Here is a 24,053-nt window from a genome sequence, read left to right as displayed (position 1 = left end):
GCCCGCATGTGCTCCGTCTCAGGGACGAGATCGCGACCCGGATATCCCTGGGGGTCCGGGGGCCGGACCAGAAGCGGTTGAACCGCGTACTACCAGCTCGGGCATGAACACGAACTCGCTGTGCGGGGCGGGCGTACCGCCGATCTCCTCCAGCAGCGTACGGACCGCGGCCTGGCCCATCGACGGCACCGGCTTGCGGATCGTCGTCAGCGGCGGGTCGGTGAAGGCTATGAGCGGCGAGTCGTCGAAGCCGACCACCGACAGGTCGCGCGGCACGTCGAGTCCGAGCCGGCGCGCGGCCCTGATCGCGCCGAGCGCCATCATGTCGCTCGCGCACACCACCGCCGTGCAGCCGCGCTCGATCAGCGCGGACGCCGCCGCCTGGCCGCCCTCCAGAGTGAAGAGCGACTGCTGGATCAGCTCGTCGGTCTGCGGCCCGGTCAGCCCCAGCAACTCCTGGACCGTGGCCCGGAAACCCTCGATCTTGCGGAGCACCGGGACGAACCGCTTGGGCCCGACCGCCAGCCCGATGCGCTGATGGCCCAGCGAGACGAGATGCGTCACCGCCAGCCGTACGGCCGCCCGGTCGTCCGGCGAGATGAACGGCGCCCTGACCTTCGGCGAGAAGCCGTCCACCAGGACGAACGGCACGCCCTGGGCGCCCAGCTTCTCGTAGCGCCGCATGTCGGCGGAGGTGTCCGCGTGCAGCCCCGAGACGAAGATGATGCCGGAGACGTCGCGTTCGACCAGCATCTCCGTCAGCTCGTCCTCGGTCGAGCCGCCGGGCGTCTGCGTGGCCAGTACGGGGGTGTACCCCTGCCGGGTCAGCGCCTGCCCGATGACCTGGGCGAGCGCCGGGAAGATCGGGTTCTCCAGCTCCGGCGTGATCAGGCCGACGAGCCCGGCGCTGCGGCGCCGCAGCCGTACGGGGCGTTCGTATCCGAGGACGTCGAGCGCGGCGAGTACGGACTCACGGGTGGTCGCGGCAACACCGGGCTTGCCGTTCAGAACGCGGCTGACCGTCGCTTCGCTGACCCCCGCCTGAGTTGCGATATCGGCAAGCCGTGCGGTCATGTGAGTGGACTGTACCGGTCGTCTGTCGGATTGCCCACCGGGCGTGGCGAGCGCGGGACCGGCCGGCGCGCGGCAAGTTCTTGCAAGTTCTTGCGAAACCTTCCTGCGGCGCGGTTGACGCGCTTCCGTGGGGGCGGGGACCCTGGTCGCCGGTGGGTGACGGGGATCGGTGGAGCCGTCAAGGGTGAGCGGCGAAATCGACAGGACACATGCCGGTAACGATCGGCGGACCTTGCAGAAATATTCCGCAAGGTCTTTCGGCCTTCTTGCATCGCTGTTACGTTCACGTCCGACCGGGCGCCGCGACGGAGCGGTACGGCAGTTGAAGGAGTTCGGATGCGACGTGGCATAACGGCCACCGCCCTGGCCGCGATCCTGGCCCTCGCGGCGACCGCCTGTGGCGGCGACGGGGGTTCCGGCGGCTCGAAGAGTTCGGGCGGCGAGCTCTCGGGGACGGTCACGTGGTGGGACACCTCGACCGTCGGCAGCGAGGACAAGGTGTTCAAGAAGCTCGCCGAGGGGTTCCAGGAGAAGCACCCCAAGGTCGAGGTCAAGTACGTCAACGTGCCGTTCGGCGACGCCCAGAACAAGTTCAAGAACGCCGCCCAGTCCGGCTCCGGCGCCCCCGACGTGATCCGCTCCGAGGTCGCCTGGACCCCCGAGTTCGCCGATCTCGGCTATCTCGCGCCCCTCGACGGCACCCCGGCGCTCAAGGACGAGAAGGACTTCCTGCCGCAGGCCGCCGCCTCCACGGAGTACGACGGCAAGACGTACGCGGCGCCCCAGGTCATCGACTCCATGGGCATCTTCTACAACAAGAAGATCTTCAAGGACGCGGGCGTCGAAGTCCCCAAGACGGTCGCCGAGTTGAAGACCGTATCGAAGACGATCAAGGAGAAGACCGGGAAGACCGGGCTCTACCTGCGCGGCGACGACGCCTACTGGTTCCTGTCGTTCCTGTACGGCGAGGGCGGCAACCTCGTCGACGCCGGATCCAAGACCGTCACCGTCGACAACCCGGCCGGCGTCAAGGCCATGAACGTCGTCAAGGACCTGGTCGACTCCGGCGCCGCCAAGACCGACGCCACCGACGGCTGGGAGAACATGCAGGCGTCGTTCAAGGACGGCGACGTCGCGATGATCATCAACGGCCCCTGGGCCGTGGCCGACACCTACGGCGGCGCGCAGTTCAAGGACAAGGCCAACCTGGGCATCGCGCCCGTACCGGCGGGCTCCGTCGCGCAGGGCGCCCCGCAGGGCGGCCACAACCTCGCGGTGTACGCGGGCTCCAAGAACCTGGACGCCTCCTACGCGTTCGTGGAGTACATGACCGCCGCGCAGAGCCAGGCGACCGTCGCCGAGCAGCTCAGCCTGCTCCCGACCCGTACCTCCGTCTACGCGATGCCCGGCGTCGCGGACAACGAGATCGTCGGGTTCTTCAAGCCGGTCGTCGACAAGGCCGTCGAGCGCCCCTGGATCCCGGAGACCGGCAGCCTGTTCGCGCCGCTGGTCACCGAGTACACCAAGGTCCTCACCGGCCAGAGCACCCCGGAGAAGGGCGTCGAGACCACCGGTGACGCCTACCGCAAGCTGCTCAAGGGCTGGAAGTAGCAGGAACAGCAGGAGAAAGGGAGGCCGGCTGATGGCCGTGCACACCACCGGCCAGTCGGTGGCGCGGGCCGCGGGCGACGAACTCGCCCGCGGCCGGGGCCGCGGCTCTGGCACGCCCGGCGCCACCGGGCCCGGGGGCCCGGCCGGGGGCCCGGGCGGCAGATTCCGCCGGGCACTGGCGACGCACTGGTACGCCTGGACCATGGTCACCCCGGTGGTCGTCGTGATCGGCGTGATCATCGGCTATCCGCTGGTCCGGGGCGTCTACCTGTCGCTCACCGACGCCAACGAGCGCAACGTCGAACGCAGCATCGGCGTCAACCACCTTCCCGCCACCTACGAGTTCGTCGGGCTGGACAACTACACCGCGGCCCTGACGGGCGACCAGTTCCTGTCCACCCTGGGCTGGACCCTGGTCTGGTCGGTCTCCTGCGTCGGCCTCACCTTCGGCCTCGGCCTGGCCCTCGCGAACATCCTCAACCGCCGGATCGCGGGCCGCTCCCTCTACCGGATGCTGCTGATCCTGCCCTGGGCCGTGCCCGGCTTCGTCTCCGTCTTCGCCTGGCGCTTCCTCTACAACGAGGACCGCGGCTTCCTCAACAAGCTGCTCGCCGGCGGCGGCATCGACGCCGTGCCGTGGCTCAACGACCCGACGTGGGCGAAGTTCTCCGTCATCGCCGTCAACATCTGGCTCGGCGTGCCCTTCATGATGGTCGCGCTCCTCGGCGGACTCCAGTCCATCCCGGGGGAGATGTACGAGGCGGCCGAGATGGACGGTGCCAACGCCTGGCAGCGGTTCGTCCACATCACCATGCCGGGGCTGCGCTCCGTCAGCACGACGGTGATCCTGCTCTCCACCATCTGGACGTTCAACATGTTCCCGGTGATCTTCCTGCTGACCAGGGGAGGACCCGGCGACGCCACCCAGATCCTGGTCACCCAGGCGTACAAGTTCTCCTTCGAGATCAGCCCGCGCGACTTCGCGCAGTCCTCCACCTGGGGCGTGCTGATCCTCGTCCTCCTGATGCTCTTCGCCGCGGTCTACCGGCGAGTCCTCCGCAAGCAGGGAGATACGTGGTGACCACCGCCCCGGCCCCGGAATCCGCCGTCTCCGAAGCCCCGGCCACCGGCACGGCCCCCGCCCCCGTCACCGGAGCCCGGGGCCGTCGTTCCCCCGCGGCCTCCGTCGCGCTGCACGCCACCCTCACCGTGGCGTCGGTGATCGCGGTCTTCCCCGTGCTGTGGGTCCTGCTGACCTCGCTCAAGCCCGCGAGCTACGCGACCACCACGGACTTCTTCAAGGACACCACGTTCGAGAACTACACCAACCTGCTGCGGGACACCCCGTTCCTCACCTGGTTCGGCAACTCGCTGCTCATCGCGGGCCTCACCACCGTGCTCGGCGTCTTCGTCGCCGCCACCACCGGCTACGCCGTCAGCCGGTTCCGCTTCCCCGGCAAGCGCGGGCTGATGTGGACGCTGCTGATCACCCAGATGTTCCCGGTCGCCGTCCTCATCGTGCCGATCTACAACATCATGTCGGGGCTCGGGCTCCTCAACAATCCGACCGGCCTCGTCATCACGTACCTCACCATCGCCGTGCCGTTCTGCGCCTGGATGATGAAGGGCTTCTTCGACACCATCCCCCGGGAGATCGACGAATCCGGGATGGTGGACGGGCTCACCCCCTTCGGCACCTTCTTCCGGCTGATCCTGCCGCTCGCGCGCCCTGGGCTCGCGGTCACCGCGTTCTACTCCTTCATCACCGCGTGGGGCGAGGTCGCGTACGCCTCCGCCTTCATGGTCGGCGACGAGAACCTGACCCTCGCCGGCGGCCTCCAGAAGTTCGTCAACCAGTACGGCGCCCAGTGGGGCCCGATGACCGCCGCGTCCGTGCTGATCGCCGTCCCGGCGGCCCTCGTCTTCCTCTTCGCCCAGCGCCATCTCGTCACCGGGATGTCGGCGGGCGCGGTCAAGGGCTGACGGGAGAACCCGGTGACCCGGTCACCCAGCAAGCCCGTAAGCGCGCCGCCCGTTACCGCGGCCTTCGGACACTCCAGGCCACCCGCCCCCAGACACTCCAGGGACGACATGACCCAGCACCTCGCTGCCCCTCTCTCCGGCACGTCCGACGACGCCCCGGGCCACCGCCACGGCTGGTGGCAGGACGCGGTGATCTACCAGGTCTATCCACGTAGTTTCGCCGACGGCAACGCCGACGGAATGGGCGATCTCGACGGAGTACGCCGCCGCCTCCCGTACCTGAGGGAACTGGGCGTCGACGCCGTCTGGCTCAGCCCCTTCTACGCGTCCCCACAGGCCGACGCCGGCTACGACGTCGCCGACTACCGCGCCATCGACCCCATGTTCGGCACCCTCCTCGACGCCGACGCGCTGATCCACGACGCCCACGCGCTGGATCTGCGGGTCATCGTCGACCTGGTGCCCAACCACTCCTCCGACGCGCACGACTGGTTCCGCCGGGCGCTGCGCGAGGGCCCGGGATCCCCGCTGCGCGAGCGGTACCACTTCCGGCCGGGGAAGGGCGCGCACGGCGAACTCCCGCCCAACGACTGGGAGTCCGTCTTCGGCGGCCCCGCCTGGACTCGTACCACCGACCCCGACGGCACCCCCGGCGACTGGTATCTGCACCTCTTCGCCCCCGAGCAGCCGGACTTCAACTGGGACCACCCGGCCGTCGCCGACGAGTTCCGCTCCATCCTGCGCTTCTGGCTCGACATGGGCGTCGACGGCTTCCGCGTCGACGTCGCCCACGGCCTGGTCAAGGCGCCGGGACTGCCCGACCTCGGCGGCGCGGGCCGGCTCAGGCTGCTCGGCACCGCCGACGGCGGCACGCCCTTCTTCGACCAGGACGGCGTCCACGAGATCTACCGCCAGTGGCGCACCATCCTCGACGAGTACCCCGGCGACCGGATCGCCGTCGCCGAGGCCTGGACGCCGACCGTCGAGCGCACCGCCCACTACGTACGCCCCGACGAGCTGCACCAGGCGTTCAACTTCCAGTACCTGTCCACCTCGTGGGAGGGCGCGGCGCTGCGCGAGGTCATCGACCTCTCCCTCGCCGCCATGCGCCCCGTCGGCGCCCCCACCACCTGGGTGCTCTCCAACCACGACGTCACCCGGCACGCCACCCGCTTCGCGGGCCCGCCCGGCGCCGGCACCCAGACCCGGGAGCCCGGCGACCGTACGCTCGGACTGCGCCGGGCCCGCGCGGCGACGCTGCTGATGCTCGCCCTGCCCGGCTCCGCCTACATCTACCAGGGCGAGGAACTGGGGCTCCCCGACGTCACCGACCTGCCGGACGAGGCCCGGCAGGACCCGTCGTACTTCCGCGCCGACGGCCAGGACGGCTTCCGCGACGGCTGCCGGGTGCCCATCCCCTGGACCCGCGGGGGGAGTTCGTACGGCTTCGGCGAGGGCGGCAGCTGGCTGCCGCAGCCGGAGCAGTGGGGGGAGCTCTCCGTCGAGGCGCAGACCGGCGACCCTGCCTCCACGCTGGAGCTGTACCGGGCCGCGCTCGTCGTACGCAGGGAACACCCCGGGCTCGGCGCCGGCACGGACGTGGCGTGGCGGGACGCGCCCGAGGGCGTGCTGATCTTCGCCAGGGCCGGCTTCGTCTGCACCGTCAACACGACGGGGACGGCGGTACGGATCCCCGCCCCGGGCACGCGGCTGCTGGCGAGCGGACCGGTGGGCGCGGGGGAGACCGCCCCGGGCGCGGAGTTCGAGCTGCCGGCCGACACCACGGTGTGGTGGACGGTCTGAGCACCTGCCACGGCCTGAGCGCCTGCCACGGCCTGAGCGCCTGCCACGGTCTGAGCGCCCGCCACGGTCCGAGCGCCTGCCGCCGCTGACCGGCCCATCCCCAGAGACGCACCACCCGCACCACCAGCACGGCAAACCGTCACCCGCACCTCCCCCACCAGTGCTGTTGGAGGAATCATGGCTCGCAGACCCCTGGCGGCCGCGCTCGCCCTCGTGGCGGGCGCGGCGGCCGCCCTCACGGTCCCCACGGGGACCGCGCAGGCGGCGCCGCCCGGCAGCAAGGACGTCACGGCCGTTCTCTTCGAGTGGAAGTTCGACTCCATAGCCAAGGCGTGCACGGACACCCTCGGCCCCGCCGGCTACGGCTACGTACAGGTGTCGCCGCCCCAGGAGCACATCCAGGGCGGCCAGTGGTGGACCTCGTACCAGCCCGTCAGCTACAAGATCGCGGGCCGGCTCGGGGACCGCGCCGCCTTCTCGAACATGGTGAACACCTGCCACGCGGCAGGCGTCAAGGTCGTCGCCGACAGCGTCATCAACCACATGGCCGCCGGTGACGGCACCGGCACCGGCGGCACCTCGTACACCAAGTACAACTACCCGGGCATCTACTCGGGCGCCGACCTGGACGACTGCCGCGCCACCATCAGCAACTACGGCGACCGCGCCAACGTCCAGAACTGCGAACTCGTCGGCCTCGCCGACCTGGACACCGGCGAGGACTACGTACGCGGCCGGATCGCCGCGTACCTCAACGACCTGCTCTCGCTCGGCGTGGACGGCTTCCGCATCGACGCGGCCAAGCACATGCCCGCCGCCGACCTGGCCAACATCAAGAGCAGGCTGAGCGATCCGGGCGCCTACTGGAAGCAGGAGGCCATCTACGGGGCGGGCGAGGCGGTCTCGCCCGGCGAGTACCTCGGCACCGGGGACGTCCAGGAGTTCCGGTACGCCCGGGACCTCAAGCGGGTCTTCCTCAACGAGAACCTTGCCTATCTGAAGAACTTCGGTGAGGGCTGGGGGTACATGGCGTCGGGGAAGTCCGCCGTCTTCGTCGACAACCACGACACCGAGCGCGGCGGCGACACCCTCAGCTACAAGGACGGCGCGAACTACACGCTGGCCAATGTGTTCATGCTGGCCTGGCCGTACGGCTCGCCCGACGTGCACTCCGGGTACGAGTACACCGACCGCGACGCGGGCCCGCCCAACGGCGGTACGGTCAACGCCTGTTACAGCGACGGCTGGAAGTGCCAGCACGCCTGGCGCGAGATCTCGTCCATGGTCGGCTTCCGCAACACCACCCGGGGCCAGGCCGTCACCGACTGGTGGGACAACGGCGGCGACCAGATCGCCTTCGGCCGGGGTTCGGCGGGGTACGTGGCCCTCAACCACGAGGGCTCGGCACTGACCCGTACGTTCCAGACCTCCCTGCCGGGCGGCGCCTACTGCGACGTGCAGAGCGGGAAGGCGGTGACGGTCAACGGCTCGGGCCAGTTCACCGCGACGCTCGGCGCGAACACGGCGCTCGCACTCCACACCGGCGCGCGGAACTGCTCCGGTGGCGGCGGTACGGAGCCACAGCCGGGCTCCTCCGGGGCGTCCTTCGGCGTCAACGCGACGACGACGGTCGGACAGAACATCTACGTCACCGGTAACCAGTCCGCGCTGGCCAACTGGAGCACCGGCGGCGCGCCGAAGCTCGACCCGGCGGCCTACCCGGTGTGGAAGCTCGACGTGGCGCTCCCGGCGGGCACGACGTTCGAGTACAAGTACCTCCGCAAGGACGCGGCGGGCGCGGTGACCTGGGAGAGCGGCGCCAACCGCACGGCCACGGTGCCCGCGTCCGGCAAGGTCACACTGAACGACACCTGGCGCGGCTAGGCGTTCCGGCTCCGGCTCCGCCTTCCGCTGGTCGCGCGGTTCCCCGCGCGACCAGCGGCGTCGTCGAACCGCACCGGCCCGCGCGGGGCCGCCGTGGACACCTGCCTACAGCGCCGGACGGGCCGCATCCGTGGTCCGTCCGGCGCCTCACTCCCGTATCCCCGTTCACTTCCGCACCCCTGTTCACCTCCCCATCCCGAGGAGCCCTCGCGTGAAACGCCCGTCCCTGCGCGCCGCGGTGACCGCCGTCCTCGCCGCCGCCCTGTGCGCGGCGCTCGCGCCCGTACCGGCCACCGCCGCGCCCGCCTCCGTCTCCGCACCGGCGGCGGCCACCGCCGAGGCCCTGTGGATCGACGCGGGCACCGTCGTCTGGAAGGTCGCCGCCGCCCCCGGGAGCCGTCAGGAGCTGGCGTACGGCGACGGGCGGCTGCGGCTCGCGCCCGGCCGCCTCACCGACGCACAGCGGGCCCGGTTCCCGCACCTCGGGGCGTACCCGGCCTTCACCGTGGACCCCCGGGACCGCCCCCGCGCTCGTACGGCGCTGCGCGGCCAGGTCACCGCCGCCCAGCGCGCGGCCGACGGCACCCTCCTCGCCGCCACCGGTGTCCAGATCCAGGGCGTCCTGGACGACCTCTACAGCGTCCGCGCGGCCAAGGCGTCGCTCGGCCCGGTCTTCACCGGGGGCCGCCCCACCCTCTCCGTCTGGGCGCCGACCGCCCGTACCGTCTCCCTCGAACTCGGGGCCGGCGCCGACGCGCGTACGGTCCCGATGCGGCGCGACGACGCCTCCGGCGTCTGGTCGGTGCGCGGCCCCGCCTCCTGGGCGGGTGAGCCGTACCGGTACGCCGTGACCGTCTGGGCCCCGGCCGCGGGCCGGACCGTCACCAACAAGGTCACCGACCCGTACTCGACCGCGCTCACCACCGACTCGGCGCGCAGCCTCGTCGTCGACCTCGCCGATCCGCGGCTCGCGCCCGCCGGCTGGTCCACCCTGCGCAAGCCGGAGGCCGTACCGCTGCGCGACGCGCAGATCCAGGAGCTGCACGTCCGTGACTTCTCGGTCGCGGACCCCACCTCGCGCCACCCGGGCGGATACCTGGCCTTCACCGACACCGGGTCCGCCGGAATGCGGCACCTGCGGGCGCTCGCCGCCGCCGGGACCTCGTACGTCCATCTCCTCCCGGTCTTCGACATCGGCACCATCCCCGAGAAGAGGTCCGAACAGGCCGTGCCCGGCTGCGACCTGGCGGTGTACGCGCCCGACTCGGCCGAGCAGCAGGCGTGTGTCGCGCGCACCGCCGCCCGGGACGCGTACAACTGGGGGTACGACCCGCTGCACTACACGGTGCCCGAGGGCTCGTACGCCTCCGACCCCGAAGGCGCCCGGCGTACGGTCGAGTTCCGGCGCATGGTGCAGTCCCTGAACGGCTCCGGGCTGCGCACGGTCATGGACGTCGTCTACAACCACACCGTGGCGAGCGGCCAGGACGAGAAGTCCGTCCTCGACCGGATCGTGCCCGGCTACTACCAGCGGCTGCTCGCGGACGGCTCCGTCGCCACCTCCACCTGCTGCGCGAACACCGCGCCCGAGAACGCCATGATGGGCAAGCTCGTCGTCGACTCGGTGGTCACCTGGGCCAGGCAGTACAAGGTGGACGGCTTCCGCTTCGACCTGATGGGCCACCACCCCAAGGCGAACATCCTCGCCGTACGGAAGGCGCTCGACGCGCTGACCCTCGCGAAGGACGGTGTCGACGGCAAGGCGATCGTCCTGTACGGCGAGGGCTGGAACTTCGGCGAGATCGCCGACGACGCCCGCTTCGTCCAGGCCACCCAGCGCAACATGGCCGGCACCGGTGTCGCGACCTTCTCCGACCGCGCGCGGGACGCGGTGCGCGGCGGCGGCCCATTCGACGCCGACCCGGGCGTCCAGGGCTTCGCCTCGGGCCTCTACACCGACCCCAACTCCTCCTCCGCCAACGGGAGCAGGGAGGAACAGCGGGCCCGGCTGCTGCACTCCCAGGACCTGGTGAAGGTCGGCCTGTCGGGCAGCCTCGCGGGATACGCGTTCACGGACACGTCCGGGCGCCGGGTCACGGGCGCGGAGGTCGACTACAACGGCGCCCCCGCCGGGTACGCGGCCGTCCCCGGCGACGCCCTGGCCTACGCGGACGCCCACGACAACGAATCCCTCTACGACGCGCTGGCGTTCAAGCTGCCGCCCGCGACCCCGGCCGCCGACCGCGCCCGTATGCAGGTGGTGGCGCTCGCCACCGCGGCGCTCTCGCAGGGGCCCGCGCTCTCCCAGGCCGGCACGGACCTGCTGCGCTCCAAGTCGCTGGACCGCAACTCGTACGACAGCGGCGACTGGTTCAACGCGATCCACTGGGACTGCCGCGACGGCAGTGGCAACGGCTTCGGCCGGGGGCTGCCGCCCGCCGCCGACAACGCGGACAAGTGGCCTTACGCCCGGCCCCTGTTGGCCGACCCGGCGCTGAAGCCCGGCTGTGCGGAGATCGACGGCACCTCCGCCGCCTACCAGGACCTGCTCCGTATCCGCACCACGGAACCGGTCTTCTCCCTCGCCTCCACGGCCGCCGTCCAGTCCGCGCTCTCCTTCCCGCTCTCCGGGCCCGACGAGACACCCGGGGTCGTCACGATGCGCCTCGGCGATCTGGTGGTGGTCTTCAACGCGACGCCGTCGACGCGGAGCCAGCGGGTGTCGGGGCTGGCGGGACGGCCGTACGCGCTGCACCGCGTCCAGGCCGGGGGCGTGGACCGTACGGTCAGGTCCGCCGCGTACGAACGGGCGACGGGCACCTTCACCGTGCCGGCACGCACGGTCGCGGTCTTCGACGCGGGTACGGGTGCGGGCGCGGACCAATAGATCCGTACGTGGCAGACCAATTGACGAAAAGTCAACGGTAACTGACGGAAATACAGCAGATGACAGTTGTTTCTGACCGTTTCCCACCACGGGTGTCGGTCCTGGGCCCGAACTGGTCCAGACTGTCCCCGTGGTGGGGAACATGCCCGAAGAGACATCCAGCTTCGTGGGGCGCAGGACCGAACTGATCCTGGTGGAACGCGCGCTCGGCGAGCACCGGCTGACCACGCTGACCGGCAGCGGCGGCGTCGGCAAGAGCAGACTCGCGCTGCGCGCCGCCGAGCGCGCCCGCGCGGCGGGAGACTACCCCGACGGCGTGTGGTGGGCCGACCTGGCCCCCCTCCACGACGAGCGGATGCTGCTCAGCACCGTCTCCGACGCCGTCGGCCTCTCCGACCACTCCCTGCGCATGCCCATCGACGCCCTCTGCGAATGGCTCGTCCACCGCCGGCTCCTCCTCGTCCTCGACTCCTGCGAGCGGATGACCGAGGCCTGCGGCCACCTCGTCGGCGAACTCCTCACCGCCGTCCCCGGCCTCACCGTCCTCACCACCAGCAGGCAGCCCCTCGGCATCCCCGCCGAGCACCTCCTCGACGTACCCCCGCTGCCGCTCGACGGCGTCGACGGAGAGGACGGAGAAGACGGGCTGGACGACGTCCTCCAGCTCTTCCGCGACCGCGCCGCCCGCGCCGCGCCCCGGCTCTCCTTCGACGACCCGGACACCCTCGCCTCCGCCGCGCAGATCTGCCACCGCCTCGAAGGCATCCCGCTCGCCGTCGAACTCGCCTGCGCCCGGCTCGACGAGAACTCCGTCGACCAGATCGCCCTCCTCCTCGACTCCCGTCTCGACACCCTCACCCACCAGAACGTCTGGCCCCAGCGCCACCGCGCCCTGCGCACCGCCATCGGCTGGAGCCACGAACTGTGCGCGCCCCTGGAACGGCTGCTCTGGGCCCGGCTCTCCGTCTTCCGCGGCGACATCGACGCGAACGACGCGCGCGCCGTCTGCGCCGGCGGCCCGCTCACCCCCGACGGCGTCACCCAGGCCCTCGCCGGGCTGGCCCGCCAGTCCGTGCTGCGCAGGGACACCTTCGGCGCGGACGGCCACGACCGCTACCGCATGCTCGACACCATCCGCGAGTACGGCACGATGTGGCTCGCCGAACTCGGCGAGGAGAAACTCCTCGCCGACCGGCACGCCGCCCACTTCGCAGACCTGGCCCGCCGCGCCCACACCGGCTGGGCCGGCGGCGGACAGGTCGCCTGGTACCGCAGGATCACCGACACCCACGCCGACCTGTGCGCCGCCCTCAACCACCTGCTCGCCGAGGACCCCGCCGCGGCCCTGGACATGGCCGGCCGCGTCGCCTTCTTCTGGACCTGCTGCGGCCACCTCCACGAGGCCAGGCTCTACCTGGAGTACGCCCTCGACGCCGACCGCACCCCGGGCCCCGACCGCAGCCGCGCCCTGTGGGCCCTCGGCGTCACCGTCATGCTCCAGGGCGACCACGAGGGCGCGTTCCGGCTCGGCGAACGGTGCTCCGTCGCCGCCTGGCACGACCGGGAGCCCGAGTCCCTGCTCTCCGCGGCCTACCTCCTCAGCCTCACCTGCCTGATGATGGGCCGCGCCCAGGCGTCGTACGTCGTCGCGGACCGCGCCCTGCGCACCCACCCGGCCGACTTCTTCGACTCGCCGGCCCAGCTCCGCTGCCGGCTGGCCCGGATCTTCGCGCTCACCGGGCTCGGCCGGTTCGACGAGGCGCGCGACCAGGCGGTGGAGCTGCGCCGGGTCTGCGTGGACCGCGGCGAGTGCTGGACCAGGTCGTACGCGGACTACCAACTCGCCCTGGTCTTCCTCCTCCAGGGCCGGCCGTACGAGGCGGAGGCGTACGCCCGCTCCATGGTCGCGGGCAAGGAGGAACTGGGCGACAGCTTCGGCATCGCCCTCGGCCTCGACCTGCTCGCCGCCGCGGTCGCCGCGCAGGGCGACGGCGAACGGGCCGCGCACGCCTACGGCACCGGCCAGGCGTTCTGGCGCATGATCGGCCATCCGCAGCGCGGCACCCCGGAGCTGGAGCAGGTCCGCGAGGAGTGCGAGCGGCAGGCACGGGTGGCGGCCGGGAACCCGGCGTACGAGAACGCCTTCCACCGCGGCCTCGTCGACGACGGCCGGAGCGGCCTCGCCCGCGCGCTCAGAGGCCATCTTCCGGGGGACTGAACGGAGTTGGCCCGAGCGGCTCGATGCCCGGCGGACGGCAAAGAATTCCTTGTGACCGTGTGAACGCGGCCGGGCGGGACATCCGGTAGGTATGACGTCCACCGACGCGAAACCGGAAGAGAGCCCGGGCGAGAGCCGGGACAACCGGAAGAGCCGGGACGGGGCGCGCCCCGCGCGGCTCTCCCGCTGGGCCAAGGTGCCCATCGCACTCATCGTCGCGGCCGCGCTGCTCTTCCTCGGCAGCCGGCTCGATCTGCTGCCCGGACTCGGTGGTCTCTTCGGCGAGGAGACCCACGACCGTACGGGACCGACCCTGCTCCAGTCGATCCAGGACCTCGACCGGTACGAAGCCGCGTCCGGCAACTTCCAGGTCGTCGTGGATCTGGAGAAGGACACCAAATACCTGCCGGACGCGATCCGCGGCTCCCGGACCCTCTTCGTCGGCGCGGGCACGGTCAGCTCGTACGTCGACTTCCGCTCCATCGGCGACGGCAACGTCCAGGTCAACGAGGAGCGCACCGCCGCGACCATCACCCTGCCGCACGCGCGGCTCGGCAGCCCCGCGATGGACGCCGACCGCTCGTACGCCGTGTCCAAGCAGCGCGGACTGCTCGACCGTCTCGGCGACCTCTTCTCCGACAACCCGGCCGACGAACGCGCCGTGAACCGGCTGGCGGCCCGGCACATCGGCGAGGCGGCCGAGGACAGCGAACTCACCGCCCGGGCGGAGAAGAACACCACCGCCATGCTCCAGGGGCTGCTGCGCTCCCTGGGCTTCACCGAGGTGAAGGTCACCTACACCTGACGCCGCTGCCCCGGCAGTGCCGTCACCCCGGCCCCCAACCGGCCGAGCCGGCCGAGAAGATCACCGAAAGCCCCGTCGGCCGGCTCGTCCGCGACGATCTTCAGCAGGATCCCGGCCATCTCGTCGTCGTACGCGGCGCTCACCGCGGCCAGCGCCGCGAAGTCGTGGACGAGCTGCCACTCCAGCTCCCGGCGCGGAATCCGCCGCCCGTCGAGCCAGAGCAGCGCCGTCGACTCGGCGAGCGAGACCCAGGACCGTACGACCAACTCCAGCCGCGCGGGCGGATCCTGGACCCCGAGATGGGCCAGGATCTGCTCGTACGCGGCCTGCCGCACCTCGTCGATCAACGCCGCCGCGGCCGTCCCCGACCCGGCGGCGGGGCCGCCCCGCATGAGCGCGGAGAAGCCGGGGCCGTGCTCGTCGACGAAGTCGAAGAACCGCTCCATGACCCGGTGCAGCCGCGCCCCGAGCGGCCCTTCGTGCGGCTCCAGGAACCGCGCCGCCAACTCGTCGGCCGCGCGCCGCAGCGCCGCCTCGTACAGGCTCTGCTTACCGGGGAAGTAGTGGTAGACGAGGGGCCGGGATATCCCCGCCGCCGCGGCGATCTCGTCGATCGACACGTCCTCGGGGGAGCGGCGGCTGAACAGCTCCAGCGCGACCCCGATGAGCTGCCGCTTCCGCTCCTCGACGGCCATCCTTCGGCGCACCCCGGTCGTCATGCGCACAGCCTAACCGGCCGCTTCCGTGAGATGTCGGTTACGCTCCCGGCATATGAGCACACCCGACGAGGCAGCGCCGACCCCGCTCCCGGACCCCACCCCGGACGACCCCACCACCTCGGACGCCCTCCGCAGCGAACTGACGCCCCGTCAGGCCCGGCTGCTCCGCATCACCGTGGCCTCGGCGCTGCTGCTCACCCTGGCGACCCTGCTCGGGATCCGCCTGGCGGAACGCACCTCGGTCCTCGTCGTGGGCGTCTACGGCCTGGCGATGATCCTCTGCGGTGTGGTGATCGAGCTCAGCCGCCACGGCCGCACCCGCCTCTCCACCTGGCTCCTCACCGGGGGCCTCCTCACCGCTCTGGCGGCGGACTGGCTCCTGCTGCCTTGACGTGCTCCCTGGCCTAAAGTCCAGGGATTCCGGCCTGGGTCGTCTGACCCTTCCGGGGGCTTCCTGCTTCACCGCGCTGTGCGGGCACGTGTGCCCGTCTGACCGGCGCTCCACAGGCGTTTAGGGTCTCCGCCCGTCCGGCGGCGACGATTCGGCGTCCTTCGAACAGGACGTTGCTGGCCGCGTTGTGGTCACGGTCGTGGACGGTGCCGCACTCGCCGCACGTCCACTCCCGGACGTGCAGGGGTTTGGGGCCGTCCCTGAATCCGCAGGCCGAGCAGACCTGCGAGGACGGGAAGGCCCGGTCCACCTTGGCGAAGGTCCGGCCGTACAGAGCCGCCTTGTACTCCAGCATGCCGACGAACGCGGACCATCCCGCGTCGTGCACGGACTTGGCGAGCCGGGTGCGCCCGAGGCCGGATACCGCGAGGTCTTCCACATACACCGCTTGGTTGTCGCGGATGATCTGTGTGGATGCCTTGTGGTGGAAGTCCCGGCGCCGGTCCGCCACCCGCGCGTGCTGGCGTGCGACCTTGATGCGGGCCTTGGCCCGGTTCTTCGATCCCTTCATCTTGCGGGACAGCTCCCGCAGGAGGCGCTTGAGTTTCTTCTCGGCCCGGCGCAGAAAGCGCGGGGCACTGATCTTCGTCCCGTCGGACAGGACGGCGAAGGCGGACAGGCCGAGATCGATACCGGTGTCGTTGTCCAGCTCGGGCAGGATGTCCGGCTCGGTGTCCACGACGAAGCTGAGGAAGTACCGGCCGCAGCTGTCCTTGGTGACGGTCAGGGACGTGGGTGCGGCCGGAAGGCGGCGGGACCACTTGACCTTGAGACCGCCGACCTTGGCCACATACACCGTGCTGTCGTCCTGGAGGGAGAAGGCGTTGGTGTTGAGGCGGACCGACTGCCGGGTGTCCTTCTTCGACTTGTAGCGGGGCGGGCCGACCTTGCGGCCCTGCCGCTTGCCCTTGACCGAGTCGAAGAAGTTCTTGTAGGCGGTGTCCAGGTCCCGGAGGGACTGCTGCAGGACGACGGCTGACACGTCGGCGAGCCAGGCCCGTTCCTCGGTGCGTTTGGCCTGGGTGATGCGAAGCCGGGACAGCTCGGCCGACTTCACGTACGGCAGCCCGGCCGCGTGCGCTTCCTTCCGGTCGCGCAGGCAGTCGTTCCACACCACGCGGGCGCATCCGAACGCCTGCGCCAGCGCACGGCGCTGCGGAGCGTCCGGGTAGGCCCGGTAGTTGTAGCGGAGCTGCACACCCGCGACCCTACTACAGTTGGTCTCATGGATGAACGGAATGACTACAGGCGTGGCAGACACGTTGTTTCGGCGATGCATGTGCACTTGGTCTTTGTGACGAAGTACCAGCGCGGGGTGTTCGACGACGAGATGCTGACCCGCTGCGAGGAGATCATGCGCAAGGTGTGCGAGGACTTCGAAGCGGAGCTGAAGGAGTTCAACGGCGAACGCGATCACGTCCACCTCCTGATCGACTACCCGCCCAAGGTCGCCGTCTCCAAGCTGGTCAACAGCCTCAAGGGCGTCTCCGCCCGCCGGATACGCCAGGAGTTCACGGGCCGGATCAACCGCGCCGTCACGCACGGGCATCTGTGGTCGCCCTCGTATTTCTCGGCCTCGTGCGGCGGAGCACCGTTGGCGATCGTCCGCCAGTACATCGAGCAGCAAAAACGTCCGCTCTGAAGTGCACGTCAGAGCGGCCCTGAGATGCATTCATCCCTGGCGTGAACGACTCCGTTGGGAAATACCTAAACGGGGCTGGTGATCAGGCTGTCAGGGTGAGTGCGGCCAGGTGGGAGGTGCGTGTCCGGCCGAGGGGGGTGCCGTTCAGCCAGGTGTCGAGGCGGATGATGTTGATGGCGGTGGCTGCGAGGACGTTGCCGAGGTGGGGCTTGCGTTGTCCGGTGTAGCGGGTGTGGCGGATGCCTGTGCGGCGGACAGCTTGCGAGATCGTGCCCTCGACGCCGGCCCGGATGTCGTACCGCTTCTTCCATTCCTCGGTTCGCTGTTCCTGGCGGCGCTGGTCGAGAACCTGTTGCTGCTCGCGGGGCAGCAGGGTGAGACTGCGGCCCCACTTGGCGTTCGACGCTCTGGTGCACTTGTCCCGCACCGGGCAGGCCGCGCAGTCCAGGGCGGTGAAGTGCACCCGCGAGGCGGGAGTACCGCTGCTCTTGCGCTGGTCGGACCAGCTGGCACTGACTTTGCCCTGGGGGCAGACGGCCTTCTTGGCGTCCCAGTCGACAGTGAACGCACTCTGTGTGAAGTGTTCGCCCTCGTGGTTCTCGTGGCAGGTGTCCAGTCCGACCGGTCCCAGCAGTTCGATGCGGTGCGCGTCGCGGGCGGCGACGATGTGCGCGGCGGTGACGTATCCGGCATCGACGTCGTGCTCGTCAGGCAGCAGCTCCCGTCGTGCCAGGCCTTGGTGGACGGCCTCGGTGACCTCGGTGTCGGCGACGGTGGCGTCCGTGGTGAGGACATGGGTGACCAGGTGCGGGGCATCGGGTTCGCAGGTCTCGCTCAGGTGGGTCTTATAGCCGCACCAGCCCGAGCCCCGCTTGAGGCCGTAGCGGGCGTCGGGATCGTAGGGCGAGGAGAGCCGGCGTCTGGCTGGCGGGAGGTCTTTGCCCTCCCGCCAGCGCACCCCCTCGCTGTCGCGGTGGTACTGCTGCACCCAGGCCCGGCGCAGGACCTGGACGGCCGGGATCTGCCGCGGCCAGCACGGGGCCCCGGGAGCATGGACAGCCTCAAGGACGGTGAAACCGTCCCGGCCGACATCCTCGGCCCACTGCGCACGGACGTTCTCGCCTTTGGGAAAGCGGTAGGAGCCAACCCGGGCGCCGTAGCGCTTGGCCCAGCCCGCTCAGCCAGTCCGGGGCAGCCACGGCCAGGGCCTCCAGCGCGGCGCGCAGGGTCTCGCCGACGAACTCCATTCGGTTCAGCGTCCGCACCGCCGCCAGCACATGGGTGGAGTCGGTGCGCTGACGGCCCCCCGACCGCAGCAGCCCCAGCGCGGAGACCCGCTCCAGGACCAGGTCCAGGACTTTCTCCTTCAGGCCATGCTCGATCAGCCGGGCGCGGAAGTCGCTCAGGACGGAGAAGTCGAACCCGGGGTCGTCCAGCTCCAGACCGAGGAGGAACTTCCAGTCCATACGGGCCCGTACCTGGTCAGCGGCCTGCCGGTCGGTGAGCCCCTCGGCGTACTGCAGGACCGAGACCAGCGCCAGAGCGCCCGGCGAGACCGCCGGACGCCCCCGCTTCGCGAACGCCTCCGCGAAGGACCCGTCCTCGAACAGCGGACCGAGAGCCTCACGCACCCGCACCGCAAGTGTCCCCTTCGGGAACGCCGCCCGCACCACCCGAGCGGTCAGCTCCGGCACCCCACGGTCATCCCGGAACTCTAACGACACCCAGCCCACCCCTCGCTCCGACGAACAGAACGATCATGCCGACCTCAACGAGCCGACGAAGCCGGTTTCTGAATTTCCCAACGGAGTCTCGAAGGGTGGGGCTTTCTGCAAGAGGACCCGGTAAGAGGTCGCGCAGACAGGCACGGCAAGGGGACCTCGGCAGCACCGGCCGTGTTGGTGTACCGGCGCTGCACATCGACCCTGTGCGTGCCCTTCTTCGGTCACCGGTCTCGTCGACGACCGGTGACGACGTCGTCTGACCTCCGTTCGGGGAGGGTGGAAGATCACGGCCCAAGGCTTGTCCCGCTAGTGATCTCCTAGCTGAGGGACCCCTGCCTGGAGCTGGAAGCACCATCGGAGAACGGGTGGTTGAGGGAGATCTCGTTGCCTATGCTCGGTGTGTGCAGTGGCATCAGGTACTCGGCTTCATGGCCGCAGTCGCACCTCTCACATTGATTCCCGGTACCAGCTTCACCCTTGTCATGCAGCAGGTGATCGCTGGTTCGCGATCTGATGGCGTCCTCGTCACGTTCGGCTCGGCGTGTGGGCTCCTGGTGCACGCAACGCTTGCCGCGGTTGGCTTGTCGGCGCTGGTCATGTCGTCGGCCCAGGCGTTGACGGTGGTGAAGATCTTGGGCGGCATCTATCTCGTCTGGCTGGGAGTGACCACCTGGCGCTCAGCGCGTCGCGGCGTCGAAGCAACGAGAAGGGAGCGTTGGCGCTTGCCGTGGGCACAGCTCGGGGGCTTCGGCCAGGGGCTGTGGTCCAACGTCCTCAATCCGAAGGCGGCCTCGGTCTATCTCACCCTCGTCCCTCAGTTCCTCACGTCCAGCCGCCCCATCGCGCCGCAGATCGCGGTGCTCGCGGTCGTGCATGTGGCCATCGTCGTGGTGTGGCTGCTGTTCTGGACCTCAGTGGTTGCCGCCGCGCGCACGGTGATCGACACGCCTCGGTTCCGGCGAGGGGTGAGCCGGCTGGCCGGAGCGGTGCTGGTCTCCCTGGGAGTTCGAACCGCAACGGCCGGGTAGACCGCACCTCTTGGACGCTCCCGCAGCTGCCGCCCCTGATGTAATGATCTCGCTGGGGCTGGTGTGATCACGGCGTCGGAGCCGTCGGCCTGGAACCGCGCTCATCGACACCGGGAGGGGCGGGCCCGGTGAACAACACACCACCGGCCCACCCCGCTACCGCTCGGCGCTCACCCGGTCCAGGTGTGAACGAAGGTGCCCCAGGCGGTGCGGCTGAAGCCGAGCACGGGACCGGCCGGGCGCTTGCTGTCGCGTACGGGCACGACGAGCGGGAGATTGCCGGCCACCTCCACGCAGTTGCCCTGCCCGCCGCTGTAACTGCTCGCACGCCATACGGCTTCCGCCGCACCCGGAGATATATGAATGGGGAGTGTGTCTGCACGGCTCACGGTGAATGCTCCTTGGCGACGCGGCGGATCAGAGTGAGCGATTCCGTCGGAGGCAGCGCCACGGTGCGGGCGTCGTCGAAGAGCGCCAGGTAATGGGCGACCTCGGTTTCGCGCTCCAACCAGATGTTGCCGGTCGGGGTCTCCGACAGTACGAGGTCCAACGATGCCATCTGCGGAAAGCTCAGCAACAGGTACGGGCCGAACATACCCGAGTGGGCCCCGCGCGAGAACGGCAATACCTGGACGGTGATGTTGGGCTGCTCGGCCATGGCCGCCATGTGCTCCAACTGGTCCCGCATCACGCTCGGCCCGCCCACCTGCTGATGAAGAACGCCTTCGGCCAACACGGCCCAGAGGGTCAACGGTGTTTCACCGTTGAGCCGTTCCTGCCTGGCAAGCCGCACCTGAACGAACTGATCGATCTCCTCAGGCGTCTGCCAAGTGCGCGAGGCGACGGTCACGGCGCGCCCGTACTCGGCGGTCTGTAGTAGTCCGGGCACCAACTGCACTTCATAGGTCCGAATGCTGTGGCAGATGTCCTCCATCTCGATCTGATCGCGGTACGCGTCGCCGAGTACAGATCCGTACTGCTGCCACCAGCCCTCACGCCGCCGCCGGTTGGCCCTGCGCGCCAGAGCTGTCAGGCGTTCGTGGGCCGCCGGGTCCGTCACGTCGTACGCCTGGATGAGGGCGGTCAAGTCAGGGGAGCGGACGGGGACATGCCCGTTCTCCATGCGGCTGATCTTCCCCTTGGTGCAGTCGAGGATCTCGGCGGCCCCAGCCGTGGAGAAGCCGGCGTTTTCGCGGAAGCGGCGCAGTTCGTCGCCGAGTTGGCGCCCGAGCACGGTGGACGGTTTGACGTTTGGCATAGGGCATTTCCTACCAGGGCCCGGGACGAGCTGACCCGCGATTACCCGAACGGGTGAATAAAGAGCTGGAGGCCCATTCAACGTTGCGTGAACATCCGTCTCGCGGGCAGGCTGCTGCGCGGCGAAACATGAACCCGTCGACGGCTACCGACCCTCAGGGAGCGTCATGGCAGAGCAGTGCAGCGATACCGAAGTCACCTTCCGCCTCGCCCGTCGCCGCAGCAGCGTGCCCAGAGCGCGGGCCGTTCTCCGCGCCGTGCTCGAAGGCTGGGGTGTCGGGCGGGACGTCGCGGAGACCGGGGAGCTGATTCTCTCCGAGCTCGTTACCAACGCCCTGCGGGCGCGGGCTCCCCATGACCGGCAGGTCGGCGTGCGGATCGTGCGCTCGGCCGAGGACGGGCTGCTGTGGCTGGAGGTGAGCGACGCAGGGGCCGGGCGGCCCGAAGTGCGGGCGCCGGGGCGGGACGAGACGTGCGGGCGCGGGTTGCTGCTGGTGGAGGCGCTGGCCGAGTGCTGGGGCGTACGGGACCGTGCGGGCGGCATCGGGAAGACGGTCTGGGCGCGGCTGAAGGCACCGGGCCTCGCGCCCGTCCCCGGTGGGGAGGAGGTTGCGGCGATCACGGTCCAGGTGGGCCAGCGGGTTCGGATGTGGGGCGCGTGGCGCACGGTCCGCAGCGTACGGAGCGAGGAGAGCCCGGCCGGTGCCCCGAGCATTGTCCTGGGCCTGGACGAGGGCCCGGCCCTGTGGGTCGACGCGACCGAACCGGTGACCGTGCGGAGGGACGCGGCCCCCGGGTGAGTCGGCGTGCCGTGCGGCCCCAAGCGACTGCTTCCCGGCCGTCAGCCGAGTGCGTTCACCTTCCTGCCGTCCTCCGTCCGGCCGTGGAGTTGCGCGCGGGCGCCCTCCGGGGCCGGGAGGGCCAGGGTGTTGGTCCTGGATGTGCCCGACACCCCACCCGTGGCGGTCAGGGCGCGCAGGTCGGGGGTGCCCGCCGCGAGGAGGAACCAGTGGCCCGCCCGGGACTTCCACAGGACGCCCGCCAGGGCGCGGGGGTCGCGGGTGCCGCAGGCCGGGGAGTCCGCCGCTCCCGCCGCGAGGGCTGCCGGTGCGGCGGGCTGCCGGGACGGGGCCTGGAACTGGGCCAGGACGCGGCTGCCCGGGCCCCGCCAGGTCTCGGCCCGGGTGCAGAGCCAGGCCGCCGTGCCGTTGGACTCGGGGAGGGGCTGGCGGGCGAACTCCCAGGAGTTCACGGAGCGTACGCCGCCCGCCCGCGCCGCCGGGAGCAGACAGGCCGTACGGGCCCAGGCCGCGCGGTCGGCGGGGGCCGAGACGTCCCCGGGGGAGCCGGGCGGCCCCGACGTCAGGCGCGCCGGGGTCAGTTCGCCCAGGTCGGTGAGGAGCCGCCGGGTGGGGGAGGGGGCGTCGGCGGTGCTCACCTCCAGGGTGTCCCAGGAGCGGCAGGACGTGCGCTGGGCCGTGGGGCTCGGCAGCGGATCGGTCACGCCGTCCGCGTCCCGGCGCAGCGGGCGCGCCGGGACGGTCGGGGCGAGGAGGTCGCGTACGGCCGTGCCGGTCACCCAGGGCGCGGTGAGATAGCGGACGTTGTCGTCCGAGCGGCCGACGACCAGCGCCCCCGAGGCCGCCTCGTCCGCGCCGTCCGTGCGCGCGAAGTCCAGCGCCGCGAGACCTCCGGTGCCACGGTCGCCGCTCTCACCGCCCGCACCGGCTTCGCCGGTCTCCGCGTACCGCACGACCCGCAGGCCGTCGTGGAAGAGCACCACCCGCACCCCGTCGACCTCCCCGGCGTACAGCAGTTGGGGCGAGCCCATCGGTGGGCCCGACGGGGTGGCCGGTGTCGTCGAGATGTGGACGGCGCGGTCCGGCTGTGCCCAGACCGCCAGCGCCCGGCGCAACAGGCCGGTGTCCGTGACCAGTTGGCCGCGCGCGGGCCAGACCGAGAAGTCCGTACGGGTCGCGGTCCGCCACGCGGTGGGCCCGATCCGCCGCACCTCGGCCGGGTCGAGGGCTGATCGCGCCGCCGGGTTCTCGGCGAAGGCGGGGGCCGAGCCGTCCGGGGACCGGCCGCCGCCGTCCACCCCGAACAGGGCGGCGCAGACGAGCGCGGTGGCGGCGAGGGTGGCCCTGCGGTACCGGCGGCGGCGCAGCAGGTCGGTGGGCCTGGCCTGGAGCGAGCACGGGTCGAACTCGGTGGAGTGGAGGAGGGGTTCGGCTCCCGAGGCCGGGGCCGGGGACGCCGCGTCCGTGGCCTCCCGCAGGGCCGTGTCCGCGTCGTCGGCGCCAGCGGCGGTGAGCAGTTCCCGTACCTCCGGGTCGCCGAGGCCTTCCAGCCCGCGCAGCACGAAGGCTGCCCTGGCCGGTCCCGAGAGCGCGGAGAGCCGCTGGTCCAGGGCGAGTTCGTCCGCGCCGCCGGAGCGGGGGAAGAGCCGCAGCCCCCAGACGCGCGGGAGCAGCGGAGGCAGTTGGGCGCGGCTCGGCCACGCGAAGCGGCGCAGCGGGCGCCCCGCGTCCAGCGCCTGGCGCAGCACCCGGCCCCGTACGTACGCGTAACTCGCCCGGCGCGCCTCGGCGATCGCGGCCCCGGTCCCGGCGCCTGCCCCCGTCCCCGTCCCCGGCGCGCCGCGCCGGCCCGGGATCCCGGGGCCGTCCGCCGCCGCGCGCCCGCGGGGCAGCGAGCGCTGTACCAGCGCGTGCGCGGTCAGCACGCGGCGGTTGCGGCCGAGGGCGGGCGGCAGTACGAGGTAGGCGAGGCGGACGAGACGGGGGTAGTGCTCCACGAGCGCCGCCTCGGCCTGTTCCAGCCCGACGGGGGTGATCCGGGCGGCAGGCGGGGCGGGCGCGGAAACGGCGGGGGCGTCGGCCGGGGCGGCGTTGTCTCGGGGCACGCTCAGCAGAACGAGCGATGGAGCCGATGGTCACCCCGTCACCCCCGGCGCGGAGTTCACGG

The 24,053-nt window shown here is 71.1% G+C and carries 18 protein-coding genes and 1 pseudogene; 12 read left to right on the top strand and 7 right to left on the bottom strand.

All coding sequences use genetic code 11. From position 1 onward, the window contains the following. Positions 1-18 precede the first annotated feature (18 nt). Complete coding sequence (locus ACFTZC_RS11045; protein WP_382888496.1) at positions 19-1,074, bottom strand: LacI family DNA-binding transcriptional regulator; 1,056 nt, start codon at positions 1,072-1,074, stop codon at positions 19-21. A 336-nt stretch (positions 1,075-1,410) separates the two neighbouring features. Here ACFTZC_RS11045 and ACFTZC_RS11040 point away from each other — a divergent pair, with 336 nt between their 5' ends. The 8 genes from ACFTZC_RS11040 (at position 1,411) to ACFTZC_RS11005 (ending at position 14,265) form a co-directional block, all read left to right on the top strand. Further along, on the top strand, positions 1,411-2,685 hold the full coding sequence (locus ACFTZC_RS11040; RefSeq protein WP_382888495.1) for an extracellular solute-binding protein: 1,275 nt from the start codon (positions 1,411-1,413) through the stop codon (positions 2,683-2,685). Between the two features lie 31 nt (positions 2,686-2,716). Continuing rightward, a complete protein-coding gene (locus ACFTZC_RS11035; RefSeq protein ID WP_382888494.1) occupies positions 2,717-3,766 on the top strand; it encodes a carbohydrate ABC transporter permease in 1,050 nt (349 codons plus the stop codon). Next, complete coding sequence (locus ACFTZC_RS11030; RefSeq protein WP_382888493.1) at positions 3,760-4,668, top strand: sugar ABC transporter permease; 909 nt, start codon at positions 3,760-3,762, stop codon at positions 4,666-4,668. The genes ACFTZC_RS11035 and ACFTZC_RS11030 overlap by 7 nt, the downstream gene beginning before the upstream one ends. A 108-nt stretch (positions 4,669-4,776) precedes the next feature. Next, the gene (locus ACFTZC_RS11025; RefSeq protein ID WP_382888492.1) at positions 4,777-6,471 is read left to right on the top strand and encodes a glycoside hydrolase family 13 protein; all 1,695 of its coding nucleotides are present in this window, start codon (positions 4,777-4,779) and stop codon (positions 6,469-6,471) included. A gap of 177 nt (positions 6,472-6,648) precedes the next feature. Next, positions 6,649-8,355, top strand: a complete 1,707-nt coding sequence (locus ACFTZC_RS11020) for a carbohydrate-binding module family 20 domain-containing protein (protein WP_382888491.1) — start codon at positions 6,649-6,651, stop codon at positions 8,353-8,355. 193 nt (positions 8,356-8,548) lie between these two features. Then, positions 8,549-11,242, top strand: coding sequence for a pullulanase-type alpha-1,6-glucosidase (pulA, locus tag ACFTZC_RS11015; RefSeq protein ID WP_382888613.1), 2,694 nt, complete (start codon positions 8,549-8,551; stop codon positions 11,240-11,242). Between the two features lie 142 nt (positions 11,243-11,384). Next, complete coding sequence (locus tag ACFTZC_RS11010) at positions 11,385-13,460, top strand: ATP-binding protein (protein ID WP_382888490.1); 2,076 nt, start codon at positions 11,385-11,387, stop codon at positions 13,458-13,460. A gap of 91 nt (positions 13,461-13,551) precedes the next feature. After that, the gene (locus tag ACFTZC_RS11005; protein ID WP_382888489.1) at positions 13,552-14,265 is read left to right on the top strand and encodes a DUF4230 domain-containing protein; all 714 of its coding nucleotides are present in this window, start codon (positions 13,552-13,554) and stop codon (positions 14,263-14,265) included. On the opposite strand, the gene ACFTZC_RS11000 is transcribed toward ACFTZC_RS11005, so the two are convergent. After that, positions 14,256-14,984, bottom strand: coding sequence for a TetR/AcrR family transcriptional regulator (locus tag ACFTZC_RS11000; protein ID WP_365806820.1), 729 nt, complete (start codon positions 14,982-14,984; stop codon positions 14,256-14,258). The genes ACFTZC_RS11005 and ACFTZC_RS11000 overlap by 10 nt on opposite strands. Before the next feature lie 52 nt (positions 14,985-15,036). Between ACFTZC_RS11000 and ACFTZC_RS10995 the strand changes: the two genes are divergently transcribed. Beyond that, positions 15,037-15,375 carry a hypothetical protein gene (locus ACFTZC_RS10995; protein WP_382888488.1) on the top strand — a complete coding sequence of 113 codons (339 nt, stop codon included), beginning with the start codon at positions 15,037-15,039 and terminating at the stop codon, positions 15,373-15,375. A 13-nt stretch (positions 15,376-15,388) separates the two neighbouring features. Here ACFTZC_RS10995 and ACFTZC_RS10990 read toward each other — a convergent pair whose 3' ends face one another. Next, positions 15,389-16,633, bottom strand: a complete 1,245-nt coding sequence (locus tag ACFTZC_RS10990) for an RNA-guided endonuclease InsQ/TnpB family protein (protein ID WP_382888487.1) — start codon at positions 16,631-16,633, stop codon at positions 15,389-15,391. A 27-nt stretch (positions 16,634-16,660) separates the two neighbouring features. Here ACFTZC_RS10990 and tnpA point away from each other — a divergent pair, with 27 nt between their 5' ends. Further along, positions 16,661-17,077, top strand: a complete 417-nt coding sequence (tnpA, locus tag ACFTZC_RS10985) for an IS200/IS605 family transposase (RefSeq protein ID WP_382888486.1) — start codon at positions 16,661-16,663, stop codon at positions 17,075-17,077. An 82-nt stretch (positions 17,078-17,159) separates the two neighbouring features. Here the strand turns inward: tnpA and ACFTZC_RS10980 are convergent. After that, positions 17,160-18,801, bottom strand: a pseudogene (locus ACFTZC_RS10980) (IS1182 family transposase). Between the two features lie 401 nt (positions 18,802-19,202). On the opposite strand from ACFTZC_RS10980, the gene ACFTZC_RS10975 reads away from it, so the two are divergent. Further along, on the top strand, positions 19,203-19,829 hold the full coding sequence (locus tag ACFTZC_RS10975; RefSeq protein WP_382888485.1) for a LysE family translocator: 627 nt from the start codon (positions 19,203-19,205) through the stop codon (positions 19,827-19,829). 170 nt (positions 19,830-19,999) lie between these two features. Here ACFTZC_RS10975 and ACFTZC_RS10970 read toward each other — a convergent pair whose 3' ends face one another. Next, complete coding sequence (locus ACFTZC_RS10970) at positions 20,000-20,218, bottom strand: DUF397 domain-containing protein (protein WP_382888484.1); 219 nt, start codon at positions 20,216-20,218, stop codon at positions 20,000-20,002. Beyond that, complete coding sequence (locus tag ACFTZC_RS10965; protein ID WP_382888483.1) at positions 20,215-21,087, bottom strand: helix-turn-helix domain-containing protein; 873 nt, start codon at positions 21,085-21,087, stop codon at positions 20,215-20,217. Before ACFTZC_RS10965 ends, ACFTZC_RS10970 begins: the two co-directional genes overlap by 4 nt. 166 nt (positions 21,088-21,253) lie before the next feature. Between ACFTZC_RS10965 and ACFTZC_RS10960 the strand changes: the two genes are divergently transcribed. Next, positions 21,254-21,886 (top strand): ATP-binding protein, encoded by a 633-nt coding sequence (locus ACFTZC_RS10960; RefSeq protein ID WP_382888482.1) that lies wholly within the window; start codon positions 21,254-21,256, stop codon positions 21,884-21,886. A 41-nt stretch (positions 21,887-21,927) separates the two neighbouring features. Here ACFTZC_RS10960 and ACFTZC_RS10955 read toward each other — a convergent pair whose 3' ends face one another. Beyond that, positions 21,928-23,991 (bottom strand): hypothetical protein, encoded by a 2,064-nt coding sequence (locus ACFTZC_RS10955; RefSeq protein ID WP_382888481.1) that lies wholly within the window; start codon positions 23,989-23,991, stop codon positions 21,928-21,930. Positions 23,992-24,053: the final 62 nt, after the last annotated feature.

The sequence above is a fragment of the Streptomyces sp. NPDC056987 genome, assembly GCF_042673865.1.
Lineage (GTDB): Bacteria > Actinomycetota > Actinomycetes > Streptomycetales > Streptomycetaceae > Streptomyces.
This window is presented reverse-complemented; position numbering and strand designations above follow the sequence as displayed.